Annotated in this window: 15 protein-coding genes; 6 read left to right on the top strand and 9 right to left on the bottom strand. The window is 70.3% G+C overall.

Annotated features, from left to right (window positions below):
* Positions 1–17 precede the first annotated feature (17 nt).
* From pth to glmU, 4 genes are all read right to left on the bottom strand, one after another.
* Positions 18–653, bottom strand: coding sequence for an aminoacyl-tRNA hydrolase (gene pth, locus ADX84_RS11370; RefSeq protein WP_049572010.1), 636 nt, complete (start codon positions 651–653; stop codon positions 18–20).
* Between the two features lie 106 nt (positions 654–759).
* Positions 760–1,359: a 50S ribosomal protein L25/general stress protein Ctc gene (locus ADX84_RS11365; RefSeq protein ID WP_049571871.1), complete on the bottom strand. Its 600-nt coding sequence runs from the start codon at positions 1,357–1,359 to the stop codon at positions 760–762.
* Between the two features lie 353 nt (positions 1,360–1,712).
* Entirely contained in the window at positions 1,713–2,681 is a 969-nt protein-coding gene (locus ADX84_RS11360) for a ribose-phosphate diphosphokinase (protein ID WP_049571867.1), read from the bottom strand.
* Between the two features lie 17 nt (positions 2,682–2,698).
* Positions 2,699–4,165, bottom strand: a complete 1,467-nt coding sequence (gene glmU / locus ADX84_RS11355; protein ID WP_082206404.1) for a bifunctional UDP-N-acetylglucosamine diphosphorylase/glucosamine-1-phosphate N-acetyltransferase GlmU — start codon at positions 4,163–4,165, stop codon at positions 2,699–2,701.
* A 554-nt stretch (positions 4,166–4,719) separates the two neighbouring features.
* Here glmU and ADX84_RS11350 point away from each other — a divergent pair.
* The 4 genes from ADX84_RS11350 (at position 4,720) to ADX84_RS11335 (ending at position 7,942) form a co-directional block, all read left to right on the top strand.
* A complete protein-coding gene (locus ADX84_RS11350) occupies positions 4,720–5,709 on the top strand; it encodes a fatty acid desaturase (RefSeq protein WP_017542254.1) in 990 nt (329 codons plus the stop codon).
* Between the two features lie 14 nt (positions 5,710–5,723).
* Positions 5,724–6,374, top strand: coding sequence for a TetR/AcrR family transcriptional regulator (locus tag ADX84_RS11345; RefSeq protein ID WP_026128851.1), 651 nt, complete (start codon positions 5,724–5,726; stop codon positions 6,372–6,374).
* Between the two features lie 111 nt (positions 6,375–6,485).
* A complete protein-coding gene (locus ADX84_RS11340; protein ID WP_017542256.1) occupies positions 6,486–6,995 on the top strand; it encodes a MarR family winged helix-turn-helix transcriptional regulator in 510 nt (169 codons plus the stop codon).
* 59 nt (positions 6,996–7,054) lie between these two features.
* Positions 7,055–7,942: a GDSL-type esterase/lipase family protein gene (locus ADX84_RS11335; protein WP_049571862.1), complete on the top strand. Its 888-nt coding sequence runs from the start codon at positions 7,055–7,057 to the stop codon at positions 7,940–7,942.
* On the opposite strand, the gene ADX84_RS11330 is transcribed toward ADX84_RS11335, so the two are convergent.
* Complete coding sequence (locus ADX84_RS11330) at positions 7,939–8,430, bottom strand: glutathione peroxidase (protein WP_049571857.1); 492 nt, start codon at positions 8,428–8,430, stop codon at positions 7,939–7,941. The genes ADX84_RS11335 and ADX84_RS11330 overlap by 4 nt on opposite strands.
* A 153-nt stretch (positions 8,431–8,583) precedes the next feature.
* On the opposite strand from ADX84_RS11330, the gene ADX84_RS11325 reads away from it, so the two are divergent.
* Positions 8,584–9,006: a TraR/DksA C4-type zinc finger protein gene (locus ADX84_RS11325; RefSeq protein ID WP_082206402.1), complete on the top strand. Its 423-nt coding sequence runs from the start codon at positions 8,584–8,586 to the stop codon at positions 9,004–9,006.
* 30 nt (positions 9,007–9,036) lie between these two features.
* Here ADX84_RS11325 and ADX84_RS11320 read toward each other — a convergent pair whose 3' ends face one another.
* Entirely contained in the window at positions 9,037–10,812 is a 1,776-nt protein-coding gene (locus tag ADX84_RS11320; protein WP_049571856.1) for an ABC-F family ATP-binding cassette domain-containing protein, read from the bottom strand.
* A 198-nt stretch (positions 10,813–11,010) separates the two neighbouring features.
* Here ADX84_RS11320 and ADX84_RS11315 point away from each other — a divergent pair, with 198 nt between their 5' ends.
* On the top strand, positions 11,011–11,520 hold the full coding sequence (locus ADX84_RS11315) for a lamin tail domain-containing protein (protein WP_049571853.1): 510 nt from the start codon (positions 11,011–11,013) through the stop codon (positions 11,518–11,520).
* A gap of 56 nt (positions 11,521–11,576) precedes the next feature.
* Here ADX84_RS11315 and ADX84_RS11310 read toward each other — a convergent pair whose 3' ends face one another.
* From ADX84_RS11310 to ADX84_RS11300, 3 genes are all read right to left on the bottom strand, one after another.
* A complete protein-coding gene (locus ADX84_RS11310) occupies positions 11,577–12,476 on the bottom strand; it encodes a transketolase family protein (RefSeq protein WP_049571849.1) in 900 nt (299 codons plus the stop codon).
* Positions 12,477–12,490: 14 nt separating this feature from the next.
* The gene (locus ADX84_RS11305) at positions 12,491–13,201 is read right to left on the bottom strand and encodes a thiamine pyrophosphate-dependent enzyme (protein WP_049571847.1); all 711 of its coding nucleotides are present in this window, start codon (positions 13,199–13,201) and stop codon (positions 12,491–12,493) included.
* Between the two features lie 82 nt (positions 13,202–13,283).
* Positions 13,284–14,234: a 4-(cytidine 5'-diphospho)-2-C-methyl-D-erythritol kinase gene (locus ADX84_RS11300; protein ID WP_082206400.1), complete on the bottom strand. Its 951-nt coding sequence runs from the start codon at positions 14,232–14,234 to the stop codon at positions 13,284–13,286.
* Positions 14,235–14,592: the final 358 nt, after the last annotated feature.

The following is a 14,592-nucleotide window of genomic DNA, read 5'->3' as shown; positions in this document are numbered from 1 at the left end:
GCAGGCAGCGGGCTGCTTCAGGCGGCGGTGTGGAAGATGTTCTGCGCCCGGCCCAGGCCGTCCTTGAGGATGGTGCGCACCGCGTCGGCGGCGCGCTCCACGTTCAGGTCCAGCTCGGGGGCCTCCGTGGAGGAGAAGTCCCGCAGCACGTACGCGGCCGGGTCCATGCGCCCGGGAGGCCGACCCACGCCGAAGCGGACCCTCAGGTAGTCCGGGCCGGACAGGGAGGCGGTGGCCGACTTCAGGCCGTTGTGGCCGCCGGACCCGCCGCCCTTCTTGAGCTTGAGCGCCCCGAAGTCGATGTCCATCTCGTCGTGCACGACGATGATCCGCTCCATCGGGACCTTGTAGAACTTCGCCAGCCCGGCGATCGGCCCGCCGGACACGTTCATGAAGGTGCGCGGCTTGGCCAGAACCACCGGGGCGCCCTCGATCCGGGTCTCCACGACCTCGGCGTGCGCCTTGTGGACCTTCCAGCGCTCGCCCTTCTCGGCGGCCATGGCGTCCACCACCATGAACCCGGCGTTGTGCCGGTTGCCCGCGTACTTCGGGCCCGGGTTGCCCAACCCGACCACCAGCCAGCGCTCCGCCTCGACCATGTCCTCGCCGTTCCCGCTCTTCCGGATACCCAACCTGCTCAACACTCTCCACATGCCGACCGACACTATCGGCACCGCAACCGCACCCCGCCGCACGCAGAGCGCGCGGCCCCCCGGATCGGGGACCGCGCGCTCTGTGATGTGTGGTGCGGGACCGCGCCTACTCGGCGGCGGCCTCCTCGTTGGCCTCGGCAGCCTCGGTGCTGGTCTCCGGCTCCTCCTCCACGCGCGGCGCGGAGACGGTGAGCAGGATCGACTCGGGGTCGGTGACCAGGGAAACGCCCGAGGGCAGCTTCAGGTCGGCGGCGGTCGGGTTGGCGCCGACCTCCAGCCCGTCGATGTCGAACTCGACACCATCGGGGATGCGGGTGGCCTCGGCCTCCACGGTCACGGTGACGAGCTCCTGGTTGAGCACGCCGGGAGCCTTGACCTCACCGGTGAGGGAGACGTTGATCTCGACCTCGACCTTCTCGCCCTTGGAGACGACCAGCAGGTCGACGTGCTCCAGGAAGCCCTTGATGGCGTCGCGCTGCACGCTCTTGGGGAGGGCAAGGTTGTCCTTGTCCAGGCCACCAAGGCGAATCAGGACGTTCGGGGTCTTCAGGGCGAGCATGAGCTCGTGGCCCGGCAGGTTCAGGTGGCGGGGCTCGGTGCCGTGGCCGTAGAGGACGGCCGGCACCTTACCCGCGCGGCGGGCGCGACGGGAGGCGCCCTTGCCGAATTCCGTGCGGGGCTCGGCAGCGATACGTACCTCGGACACGACAAAACTCCTCGGGTTCAACCCCGCAGCACGGGGCACACGACTCCAGTAGTACGAACGATTCCCGCCCTCGGCGGAGAATTGTGACGGGGTCACCCAACTTGCAGGGGACTCGACCGCCCTGGTTCCAGGCGTGCCCGGCGAGCCGTCACCGGACCCGTCCGGCCCGGGAACGCTCGTCGCGCACCCCTGCCCGCGTTGATTCCAGGAGGAGACACGAAAGGAATCCACCCGGACACGGGGGCACTCGGCCAAGTCTACTGTCTCTGGTGACGACTCCGTACATGGCCCACCTCGGGACCGGTTCCGGCCTCGGCCGGACGGCACCCGCGCCGGGCGCGGGTGCCCTCGCCCTAGTCGAACAGGCTCGTGACGGAGCCGTCGGTGAAGACCTCGTTGATCGCGCGGGCGACCAGCGGGGCGATCGAGAGCTGCGTGAGCTTCTCGAAGGCGCGCTCCTCCGGGACGGGGAGCGTGTTGGTGATGACGACCTCGGAGATACGCGAGTTCTGGAGGCGCTCGGCGGCCGGGCCGGACAGCACACCGTGCGTGGCGGCGACCAGGACCTTCTTGGCGCCCTGCTCGAAGAGGGCCTCGGAGGCCTTCACGATGGTGCCGCCGGTGTCGATCATGTCGTCGACCAGGACGCACACGCGGTCCTTGACCTCACCGACGACCTCGTGGACCTTCACCTGGTTGGCGACGTCCGGGTCACGGCGCTTGTGGATGATGGCCAGGGGCGCGCCCAGGCGGTCCGCCCAGCGGTCCGCGGTGCGCACGCGCCCGGCGTCGGGGGAGACGACCGTGATCTCCGAGTGGTCGACCTGGGTGGCGATGTGGTCGGCCAGGATCGGCAGCGCGAAGAGGTGGTCCACCGGGCCGTCGAAGAAGCCCTGGATCTGGTCGGTGTGCAGGTCCACCGCCATCATCCGGTCCGCCCCGGCGGTCCGGAACAGGTCGGTGACCAGGCGCGAGGAGATGGGCTCGCGGCCCCGGTGCTTCTTGTCCTGGCGGGCGTAGCCCAGGATCGGCGTGACCACGGTGATCCGCTTGGCGGAGGCGCGCTTGAGCGCGTCCACCATGATCAGCTGCTCCATGATCGACTCGTTGACCGGGTCGGCGTGGCTCTGGATGACGAACGCGTCACTGCCGCGCACCGACTCCAGGTACCGCATGAAGATCTCGCCGTTGGCGAAGGTGTCGAACCGGGTGGGGACCACCTCTATCCCCAGCTCCTTCGCCACCTCCTCGGCCAGAGCCGGGTGCGTACGCCCCGAGAACAGCATCAGTTGTTTCTGGCCGGTGGCCTTCATGCCGGTCACGTGTTTCTCCCCCACAGTCACTGCTTGTTCGCGGCGTCGGCTCTGTGCCGTTCCGCCTGCTCCGCCGCCTCGGCGGGCGGAGTTCCCGGACGCTTGCGCCGCGTCCAGCCCTCGACGTTACGCTGCCGGTGTCCTTCGGAAATCGCCAGGGCACCGGGCGGGACATCGTCACGGACCACGGTCCCGGCCCCGGAGTAGGCTCCGTCGCCCACCGACACGGGAGCGACGATGGTGTTGTCGCTGCCGATGCGGACGTGGTCGCCGATCGTGCTCCGGGACTTGTTGACCCCGTCGTAGTTGACGAACACGGAGGAGCAGCCGATGTTGCTGCCCACCCCGATGTCCGCGTCGCCGACGTAGGTCAGGTGCGGGATCTTGGAACCGGTGCCGACGTTCGAGTTCTTGACCTCGACGAAGGCTCCGGCCTTGGTCCGCTCGGCCAGGCGGGTGCCCGGCCGCAGGTAGGTGTAGGGGCCGACGGTGGCCCCGGGGCCGATCTCCGCCCCGTCCGCGGTGGTCTCGCGGACCTTCGCGCCGTCGCTGACCACGGTGTCGCGCAGGTCGGCGCCGGGGCCGACCTCGGCGTCCTCGCCGATCCGCGTGGTGCCGTAGAGGCGGCTGTTGGGGTGGACCACAGTGTCCGCGCCGATGCTGACCTGGGCGTCCACCCAGGTCGTGGCGGGGTCGACGATGGTCACTCCCGAGAGCATGTGCTCCGTCAGGAGGCGGTCGTTGAGGACGCGGCGGGCCTCGGAGAGCTGGACCCGGTTGTTGACGCCCTGGACCTCGTTCCAGTCCTCGGCGCTCCAGGCGTCCACCCGGTGGCCGTCGCCGCGGAGCAGGCCCACGGCGTCGGTGATGTACTCCTCGCCCTTGGCGTTGTCCGTGGACAGGCGTTTGACGACCTGGCTCAGGAGCGCGCCGTCGAAGGCGTACATCCCGGAGTTGATCTCGTCCACGAGGTGCTGCTCGGGCGTGGCGTCGGCGTGTTCGACGATCTCGGTGAAGGCGCCGTCGGCGTCGCGCACGATGCGTCCGTAGCCGTGGGGGTCGGGGACGCGGGCGGACAGCACGGTGACCGCGTTGCCCTCCTTCTCGTGCGCCGTGACCAGCGAGGCGAGCGTCTCACCGCGCAGCAGGGGGGTGTCACCGCAGGTCAGGACGACGGTTCCGGAGAGCTCGACGCCCTTCGCGGCCAGGTCCTCGACGGCCATGCGCACGGCGTGGCCGGTGCCGTTCTGTTCCTCCTGCACCGCCGTGGTGGCCTCGGGGGCCACCTCGGCCAGGTGGGCTCTCACCTGGTCACGGGCGTGGCCGACGACCACCACCGTGTTGCCTGGTTCGAGTTCTCGGGACGCGTGGAGCACGTGGCCGAGCATGCTGCGGCCGTTGAGTTCGTGAAGCACCTTGGGAAGCTTCGACTTCATTCGGGTGCCCTCACCCGCCGCGAGGATGATCACGGCAGCCGGACGGTTCACGCTCACTGGAGGAGACCCCTCGTGATAGCTGGCATATGAACGTCGGCTCACCCTTCGGCGGCGCGACCCGCATGCCGCGCGGGCGGCCGTCGGATGACCAGCGGCCGACATGGGAAGGATACATGTGTGTCACCGGCACACATCAGGCACATGAGGGCGCCACGCGCGCGGCGCCCGGCGGACGCCCGCAGGAGCGGGCCGGCCGGACGCCGGTGTGAGTTGTACCGCCGTCCCTCACCCGTGGGGCGCACGGGGTGCGTCCCGTCCCCTTGACGGGGACGGTCGCGTGACGGCGGGGGTTGCTCCCGGACCAGGGCTCGAACCTGGACGATGGGGACCAAAACCCCAGATGCTGCCGATTACATCATCCGGGAACGCTCCGGACCGTGGCCCGGACGCTCGACACCAACATAGCGCCTCCCCCCGGGGGCTTGCCAAACCTACGGGGTCGTAGGTTACGGTTACGTAGGAATAGGTTGGGCCGTCCCGACGGGTGCACCGCACCCGTGACGCCGTCCCGACCGGTGACGACGTTCTCCGTGACGAGGTGTGCAAGACCCATGACCGCTGCCCCCGAGGTGCCGACCGAAGGCACCGAGAAGCCCGCCGGGACCGCCGCCGACGCGCCCAAGCGTGAGGCGATCCCCGAGTACGAGCCCGAACTGCGGGGCAAGGCCGAGCGCTACACGGTCTTCGCCTTCGTGTTCGTGCCCCTGATCGCCCTGCTCGCCGCGGTGCCGTTCTTCTGGGGCTGGGGCCTGTCACTGACCGACATCGCGATCGCCACGGTCTTCTACGTGATCAGCGGCCTGGGCATCACCGTCGGCTTCCACCGCCACTTCACCCACGGTTCCTTCAAGGCCAACCGCCCGCTGCGGATCGCGCTGGCGATCGCGGGCTCCATGGCCATCGAGGGCAGCGTCATCAAGTGGGTGGCCGACCACCGCCGCCACCACAAGTACGCGGACGCCGAGGGCGACCCGCACTCGCCGTGGCGCTTCGGCGACGACTGGAAGTCCGTGGCCAAGGGCATGTACTACGCCCACATGGCGTGGATGTACCTGGACGAGAAGAAGACCTCGCCGCGCCGCTTCACCCCGGACCTGCTCAAGGACAAGGACGTCGTCCTCGTCGACAAGCTGTTCCTGCCGATCGTGCTGTTCTCCCTCTTCGCCCCCGCCGCCATCGGCGGCCTGGTCACCATGTCCCTGTGGGGCGCGGTCACCGCGTTCTTCTGGGCGAGCCTCGTCCGTGTCGCGCTGCTGCACCACGTGACCTGGTCGATCAACTCCATCTGCCACACCATCGGCGAGGAGAACTTCGAGGTCCGCGACCGCTCCCGCAACGTGTGGTGGCTGGCCATCCCCTCCTTCGGTGAGTCCTGGCACAACCTGCACCACGCCGACCCGACCTGCGCCCGCCACGGTGTGCTCAAGGGCCAGATCGACATCTCCGCCAGGGTCATCTGGGCCTTCGAGAAGTTCGGCTGGGCCACCAAGGTCCGCTGGCCCAACAACGAACGGCTCGCTGCCAAGCGGGTCAAGGTCTAGGATCGATAACCATCATGGGAGCAGCCGACAGCGAGCAGGGGACCCGAGTGCGCCGCAAGCGCATGACGGGCAAGGAGCGTCGGCAACAGCTGTTGGGGATCGGCCGGGAGCTGTTCGCCGAACGAGGGTTCGACGCGACCTCCGTCGAGGAGATCGCCGCGCGGGCCGGAGTGTCCAAGCCCGTGGTCTACGAGCACTTCGGTGGCAAGGAGGGCATCTACGCCGTCGTCGTGGACCGGGAGATGCGCACGCTCCTGGACATGATGGGCGAGGCGCTCACCGCCGACGACGCCCGAAGCAAGATCGAGAAGGCAGCCCTGGCCCTGCTGCGGTACGTCGAGGAGGACAGCGTGGGGTTCCGGGTGCTCACCCGTGACTCGCACGTGGCCTCCGGGACCGGCAGTTTCGCGAGCCTGCTCAACGACATCGCCAGCCAGGTCGAGCACATCATGGTGGACGAGTTCGCCGAACGCGGTTACGACCCGGCGCTCGCCCCGATGTACGCGCAGGCCCTGGTGGGCATGTGGGCGCTGACCGGCCAGTGGTGGCTGGAGGTGCGCAGGCCCAAGCGCGAGGTTGTGGCGGCGCACCTGGTCAACCTGGCCTGGAACGGGCTCTCCGCGTTGGAGGCCAAGCCGAGACTGGACACACGCAGGAAGCGCTGACCCTTCTGTGGCGCTGGCCACAGGAGGGGACGTCGCCCCTGGTCACCAGTGGGGCGGGTGGGATTCGTATACCCGCCCCACTATCTTGATGTCAAGAGATATGCTGGTGCCATGCGCGATGAGGTGGATGGGCTGATCGAGGCGTGGCGCTCCGAGCGGCCGGACGTGGACGTGACGCCCCTGGAGGTGTTCAGCCGGGTGTCCCGGCTCGCGCGCCACCTCGACCGCGCCCGCCGCACCGTCTTCACCGAACACGCCCTGGAGCCCTGGGAGTTCGACGTCCTCGCCGAACTCCGCCGCTCGGGCCCGCCCTACGAGCTCAGCCCCGGACGCCTGCTCCGCGCCACCCTGGTCACCTCCGGCACCATGACCAACCGCGTGGACCGGCTGGCCGCCGCCGAACTCGTGCGCCGCCGCCCCGACCCCGCCGACAAGCGCGGCGTGCTCGTCCGGCTGACCGCCAGGGGCGCCGAGCGGATCGACGCGGCCCTGGCCTCGCTTCTCAGCTACGAGGAGACCCTCCTGGCACCGATGCCCGCCGCGGAGCGCGAGCAGCTGGCATCGTTACTGAGAAGCCTTCTCGCGCCCCTCGACGGGATCCCGTCCGGCCCTCAAGGGTGACGACCGTTCCGTCCGGGGGCCCGCGTCACTTTCCGTACGGACCCTGGTTGGAGAGCACGTTGAGAATCCGTTGGACCGCCTTCCTCGCCGTGACCCTCGTCGTCACGGGCTGCTCCGGTGGGGACACCGAGGAACCCACCACGAGCCACTACCTGTCCCTGGGCGACTCGCTGACCGTGGGGGTGCAGCCCGACGAGCAGGGTCGGGGCCGGGAGACCTCCGAGGGGTACACGGACGTCCTGTACCGCTCCCTGAAGGACGCCGACTCCACCCTCCGGCACGAGCGCATGGGGTGCGGCGGGGAGGACACCACGACCTTTGTCGGCGGCGGCATCCCCGGCTGCGACGACCGCTACGAGGCGGGGTCCCAGCTCGACCAGGCCGAGGAGTTCCTGCGCGAGAACGGTGACGCGGTCGACCTGGTCACCCTCACCATCGGCGGCAACAACTTCACCGACTGCGTGGAGGGCGTCCATGAGGAGGCGCTCGGCATCAACGGGATCGGTGTCGACGAGGACTGCGTGGCGGACGGACTGGAGCGCCTGGAGACCGAGGTGCCGGTCATCGCCGAGCGCCTGGTGGGGGCCGCGGACCCGAGCACGCGGATCGTCGGGATGACCTACTACAACCCGTTCCTGGCCCTCTCCCTCCTGGAGGAACCCGGGAACACGAGCCAGTCCGAGCGCACCGTGGAGATCCTCGACCGGGTGAACGCGTCGCTGACCGCCTCCTACGAGGCCGCCGGGATCGACGTGGCCGACGTGGACACCGTTTTCGACGGCTCCGACACCGAGGTGCCCGCCGACAGCACCACGGGCATGCCGGTCAACCTCCAGCGGATCTGCGACCTCACCTGGATGTGCGACGCCGCCCGGGGCCCGGACATCCACACCAACCTCGCCGGCGCCCAGGCGATCGCCGAGGTCTTCCGCGACCGCCTCCGCTAGCCACCCTCGGGGAGGGAGCGCTCGATGAGCTCCACGATCCCGGGGGCGTCGGGGACGGTGGAGGGGCGGAACCGGTGCACGGTGCCGTCCGGGAGCACCAGGAACTTCTCGAAGTTCCACTTGACCCGTCCGGCGTGCCCCTCGGTGTCGGGGACCTCGGTGAGTTCGGCGTAGAGGGGGTGCTGGCCCCGGCCGTTGACCTTCACCTTGCTGGTCATCGGGAAGGTCACCCCCCAGGTCATCGAGCAGTACTCGGCGATCTTCTCCTCACCGCCGAACTCCTGGAGGAACTGGTTGCTGGGAAAGCCCAGCACGGTGAAGCCCCGGTCCTCGTAGCGCTTCTGGAGCTCCTCCAGCGCGCCGTACTGCGGGGTGAGTCCGCAACGGGACGCCACGTTCACCACCAGGCGCACCTTGCCGGACCACTCACCGAAGGTGGTCTCGCGGCCGTCGATCATGGTCACCGGGATGTCGTCCAGGTCAGCCATGGTGTCTCCTCCTGAGTTCGGAACCGTACGCGCCCTGCGAGCAGCCTACGGGCTGCCTCCCGGCGGGAATGCCCGGCGGGTGGCAGCGTTCTACAGGAGGTCTGGTGGACGCGCTCCGCGGCCACTGCGGGAAACCGTCCGAGAGGAGGCGACATGGTGCCGTTCGAGCGTTCGGCGGGCCCACGGCCCGGAGACGGGTCACCGGAGTCCCTCCGGGACGGCCTCGCCGAGATCCGTGGGCTGCTGACCGCCGACCGCGAGCGCACGTCCGCGTTGATCCTCTCCCTGACCCGGAGCTTCGACTCGATCGTCGAGGCGACCCAGGACACGGCGACGGACGACGAGCACGACCCCGAAGGGTCGACGATCGCCTTCGAGCGCTCACACGCGAGCGCGACACTCGCCTCCGCTGAGCGTCACCTGGCCGACGTGGAAGCGGCCCTGGGGAGGATCGCCCAGGGCCACTACGGTCACTGTGAGCGCTGCGGAGAGCCCGTCTCCCCCGAGCGGTTGCTGGCCCGGCCCGTGGCCCGCACCTGCATCTCCTGCGCGACGAAGGCCCGGGAGGGCCGCTGATCCGTCACCCAGCTGTCGGCCTGGGGTGACTCAGTCGCCGACCAGCTCGGCCTGCTCCAGCCACACCATCTCCAGCTCCTCCTTCTCGGAGGCGAGGGTCCTGGCCTCGCCGTCGAGTTCGGCGAGCTTGGTGTAGTCCTCCGCCGCGGCCGCCATCTGCTCGTGGAGCTGTTCCTCGCGCTTGGCGATCCTGTCCATCCGCCGTTCGACGCGCTGCATCTCCTTCTGGGCGGCGCGGCGCTCCGCCTGGGACACGGCGGGGGTGGCGGGCGTCTGCACGGCGGTCTCGGAGGCGCCCAGGGGCACGGTGACCTCGTCGGCGGTGGCCTCCCGGCGCTCCAGGTACTCGTCCACCCCTCCGGGCAGGAAGGCGAGGCTGCCGTCTCCCATCAGGGCGAGCACGCGGTCGGTGATCCGCTCCAGGAAGTAGCGGTCGTGGCTGACCAGCACGAGGGACCCCGGCCAGCCGTCGAGGAGGTCCTCCAGCTCGGTCAGGGTCTCGATGTCCAGGTCGTTGGTGGGCTCGTCCAGCAGCAGCACGTTGGGCTCGTCCATGAGCAGGCGCAGCAGCTGGAGGCGGCGCTTCTCACCGCCGGACAGGTCGCCGATCGGCGTCCACTGGCGCTCGCCCCGGAAGCCGAACTTCTCCAGCATCTGGCTGGCGGTGTAGTCCCGCTTGCCGATGGTGATGTGTTCGCGCACGTCCATGACGGCCTGGAGCGGGCGGGCGGTGGGGTCGAGCTCGACGACGTTCTGAGACAGGTGCGCCAGCTTCACGGTCCGGCCGGTGCGCACCGTCCCGGAGTCGGGCTCGCGCTCCTCGGCAAGGATCTTCAGCAGGGTCGACTTGCCCGCGCCGTTCACGCCGACCAGGCCCACCCGGTCGCCGGGGCCCAGCTGCCAGGTGAGTTCGTCCAGCAGGGTGCGGTCGGGGATGGCGACCGAGACCTTCTTGAGGTCGATGACGGTCTTGCCCAGGCGCGAGCTGGCGAAGCGGACCAGCTCCACGGAGTCGCGGGGCGGCGGCTCGTTCGCGATGAGCTGGTTGGCCGCCTCGATGCGGAACTTGGGCTTGGAGGTGCGCGCGGGCGCTCCCCTGCGCAGCCACGCGAGCTCCTTGCGCATGAGGTTCTGGCGGCGGTCCTCCTCGGCGGCGGCCTGGCGGTCCCGCTCGGCCTTGGCCAGCACGTAGGCGGCGTACCCGCCCTCGTACCTCTCGACGGTGCCGCGCCCGACCTCCCAGGTGCGGGTGGTCACGGCGTCCAGGAACCACCGGTCGTGGGTGACGACCACGAGCGACTCCGGGCGGCCGCGCAGGTGCTCGGCCAGCCAGGCGATGCCCTCGATGTCGAGGTGGTTGGTGGGCTCGTCCAGGATGATGAGATCGTGGTCGTCCACCAGCAGGCGGGCCAGCCCGGAGCGGCGGCGCTCACCGCCGGACAGCCCGGACATGGGCACGTTGAGGTCCCAGCCGCCGAGCAGGCCCCGGAGGATGTCGCGGATGCGCGCGTCCCCCGCCCACTCGTGCTCGGCCCGGCCGCCCAGCACGAACTCGCCGACGGTGCTGTCGGGGAAGTCGTCGCGCTGGTGCAGGAAGCCGACCCGCAGCCCGCGGTTGTGCACGACCCGACCGGAGTCGGGTTCGGTCCGCCCGGCGAGCACGGAGATCATCGTCGACTTGCCGCCGCCGTTGCGGCCCACCACCCCGATGCGTTCGCCCTCGTCCACGCCGAGGGAGACCTCGTCGAGGAGCACGAGCGGCCCGTAGGCCAGGGACACGTCCTGAAGGTTGACCAGATTCGTCATCACCTCCCATTGTGCTGCCCCCGCGAAGGTGCGCGGACCGACTGACCGCCAGGAACGACACTTTTCGCTTGTCGGCTCATTTCGCCACCGATCGCCGCACGGAAGGGCTACTCTTCTGCCCTGTCCTCGGTCCCCCGCTTGGGAGCCACCCCCTGGAGGCTCGCACCGCAGGACGGACGCGTACCGAAAGGGGAGCCCATGCGCTCCATCCGTGCCGCCGTCGCGGCCGCCCTCCTCGCCGCCCTCCTCGCGCCCGTCCCGGCGCACGCGGCCTCCACCACGGGCGCCCTGATGATCACCCACGTGCGGCCCAACGCCGCCGGGGCCGACGTCAAGAACAACAAGCAGACCAACCTCAACGGCGAGTACTTCGTCCTGAAGAACGTGACGAAGAAGACCGTCAACCTCAGGGGCCACGTCCCGGACATCACCTCGAACACCTACGGCCGTGCCCTGCCCGCGTACAACCTCCCGGCGGGCGGCGTCGTCCACGTGCACACCGGCTCCGGGAAGAACCACCGGGACGCCAAGGGCAAGCACCACGTCTACCGGGGCTACGCGCGCCACGTCCTGCCCAACGACGGCACCGGGCGCAGCCCGGACCTGCGGCTGAAGAAGCCGGGCAGCAAGGACGACAACAAGGCCGGCGGCACGATCAGCAGCTGCAACTGGGGCAAGGCGGCGGACGGCAGAACGTACGGCTGTTAGGAGGGGAACGCCCGGGGCCGCACCACGCGAGGCCCCGGGCGGGCTCTGGAAGGTCGCTACACCAGGAAGAAGTCCCGGGCGGACTTCGCGATTCCCTCGACGTCCAGACCGTGGACGCGGTCGTGGTCGGCGGCCGTGCCGTAGGCGCGCACCTCGCTGCGGCGCGACACGCCCAGGGAGAGCTGGCGGTGGCGGCGGTCGCCCAGGGCCTCGGCCACCTCGTGGGCCGAGGTTCCCTTCAGGTAGGGCTCCACGATCAGCACGTCGGCGTTGCCCGCCGCACCGGTGAGGGTGCTGAGCCCCTCGTGGTCGAAGGGACGGACGGTGGAGGTGTGGGCCACGGTGACGTCGAGGTCCGCGGTGGCCTCCAGCACCCGGTCCAGCATCGGTCCGACCGCCACCACCACCCCGGCGGAGCGCGACGAACCGGTGCGCACCACGTTGAGGCGGGGTCCGACGGGCAGGGCCGCCCTGTTGCTGTGGGTGGACAGGCGCAGGTAGACGAGGTCGTCGCCGGGTACCGCCCGCTCCATCATGGTCCGCGCCTCGTCGGGGTGCCCGGGCACGTGCACGGTCCACCCGGGGAGCGTGTCCAGGAGCGCCACGTCCCCGGGCGCCTGGTGGGTGCGGCCCTCGGCCGAGGTGTCGTGTGAGGCGCCGATGCTCACCAGGACTGCTCCGACGCCCTGGTGCGTGAGGGAGATCTTGAGCTGCTCGAAGGGGCGTTCGACCAGGAACGGCGCGTAGCTGTGCACGATCGGTCGCATGCCGGTGAGCGCCAGGCCTCCCGCGACGCCGATCATCGCCTGTTCGCGGATGCCGAGGTCGATCACCCTGCCCGGGTGGCGGGCGGCGGCGCGGCGGAACATGCCCGCGGAGATGGCGGCGAGGACCAGCGCGGTCCGGGGGTCGCGGTCGAGGGCCTCGTGGGTGGCTGCGGCGAAGGTGTCACGCATGTCCGGGCTCGCTTTCAGTTTCCGTTGCGGACGCGGGCGACGACGGCCAGCGGCCGTCCGGAGCCGGGGCGGGCGAAGGCGTCGTGGAGGGCGCCGTGGTCGCGGCCCGCGACCTCTCGGGTCTCCCAGCCCTCGACCTCGAACCTGCGTCCGACACCTCCGGGCCAGCCGTGGGTGGCGGAGGCGTTGTCGATGACCACGACGGTCAGGTTGTCGGCGCTCAGGCGCGCGGCGGCGGCGATGGCCTCGTGGTTGCTGCCCTCGTCGAGTTCGCCGTCGCCGACCAGCACCACCACGCGGGGTTCGGTGCCGTCCGGCCTGCGCGCGCCCTGGGCACGCAGACCGAGGGCGGTGCCCAGGGCGAGGGGTAGGCCGTGGCCGAGGGAGCCGCTGCCGATCTCGACTCCGGGGACCAGCACGCGGTCCGGGTGGTGGCCCAGCGGGGAGTCGAAGGAGGTCCAGCCGCGCAGGGTGGACACGTCGAGGAAGCCCTTGGCGGCGAGCACGGCGTAGAAGGCGGCCGGTCCGTGCCCCTTCGAGAGGAGGAAGCGGTCCCGGGCCGGGTCCTCGGCGGTCTCGGGCGAGACGTCGAGGACCCGGTCGTAGAGGACCCAGAGAACGTCGAGGGTGGAGTGAGCGGCGGCTTTGTGCTTCTCGTCACCCTCCATGAGCCCGATCAGCGCCGGGAGGTCGGCGTACCTGGAGAAGGTGGCTGGCGTCGTCATGCGCCCAGTGTTCTTCCTCAACCATGGTTGAGGTCAATGGTCGGAATCCGTCGAATCGCGACACTGGACCCAGTGATTTACGTCACACGATGGTGGTTCCGGGTACGTCGCCGTCAGCCGCGATGACCTGCTCGCACAGGCCGGTGGACCGCAGGGCGGACACCACCCCCGCCTCCCGCTCCGCGACGGCGCCCGGGTCCTCTCCCCCGCCTCCGACCAGGAAGGCGCACGTGGGGCCCGAGCCCGACACCAGGGCGCCGAGCGCCCCGGCGGAGCGGCCCGCGTCCAGGGTCCGGCGCAGCTCCGGCAGAAGCGAGAGCGCCGCGGGCTGGAGGTCGTTGCTCAGGGACGCGCCGAGGGCCACCGCGTCGCCGCTGGCCAGGGCCTTCTCCAGAGCGGCGTCCGGGCGCGGCTCCGGGGCGTCGGGGCGCAGGCGGTCGTACTCGCCGAACACGTCGGCGGTGGACAGTCCGCGCGGGGAGAGCGCGAACACCCAGCGGTACCGACCGGGGCTGGCCATCGGTTCGAGGAGTTCACCCCGTCCGGTCCCCACCGCCGTGTCGCCGACCAACCCGAAGGCCACGTCGCTGCCGAGCCGGGCGGCGAGGTCGAGGAGCCGCTCCCTGGACAGGTCACAGCCCCACAGGCGGTCGCAGGCGACCAGGGCCGCGGCGGCGTCCGCGCTGCCCCCCGCCATGCCACCCGCCACGGGGATGCGCTTGTCGAGGTGGATGTCGACGGGGAAGCCCGCACCCGTCTCCTCGGCCAGCAGGATCGCGGCGCGGGCCGCGAGGTTGCTCTCGTCCAGCGGCACCCGGGCCAGGTGGGACTCGGACTGCCCGGTGGCGGTCAACGCGGTGAGGGCACGCGGCCGACGCGGAGACGCCGCCTTGACGGTAACCTCATCGAACAGCGAGACGGCGTGGAACACGTTCACGAGGGCGTGGAAACCGTCCTCGCGTCTGGGCCCCACCGCCAACTGGAGGTTCACCTTCGCGGGGACCCGCACGGTTACGGTGGTATCAACGGTCACGAGTCCCCAATCGTAAAGGAACCCCCACCTTGCGTGAACACAGACCCCTCCACGGGGTGCGCCGTGTTCACCGCCTCCCACCGGCGCGGACACCCGCGTCCAGGAGGGCGGGGCCACTCGATCCAGGGTTCGTCACCACTGTCATGTCAGTCACCGCCCAACCCTCGAACGACCCAATCCGGTCCGTGAGTGGGAATCAGGGCACAAACACCGCTACCTTGGGGCAAGGCGGGGTTTGGACACCGTCGGGGAGGGTCGCTTGCCGTCGGATGGGCTCCCGAAGAACCTGGAACCGCTGGCCGCCGGAGATCCGGCCACCATCGGTCCCTACGTGCTGTCCGGGAAGCTGGGTAGTGGC

The sequence above is a fragment of the Nocardiopsis sp. SBT366 genome (assembly GCF_001083815.1).
GTDB classification, from domain to species: Bacteria; Actinomycetota; Actinomycetes; order Streptosporangiales; family Streptosporangiaceae; genus Nocardiopsis; species Nocardiopsis prasina.
The sequence above is the reverse complement of the archived record's forward strand: the minus strand, read 5'-3'. Positions and strand labels throughout refer to the sequence as shown.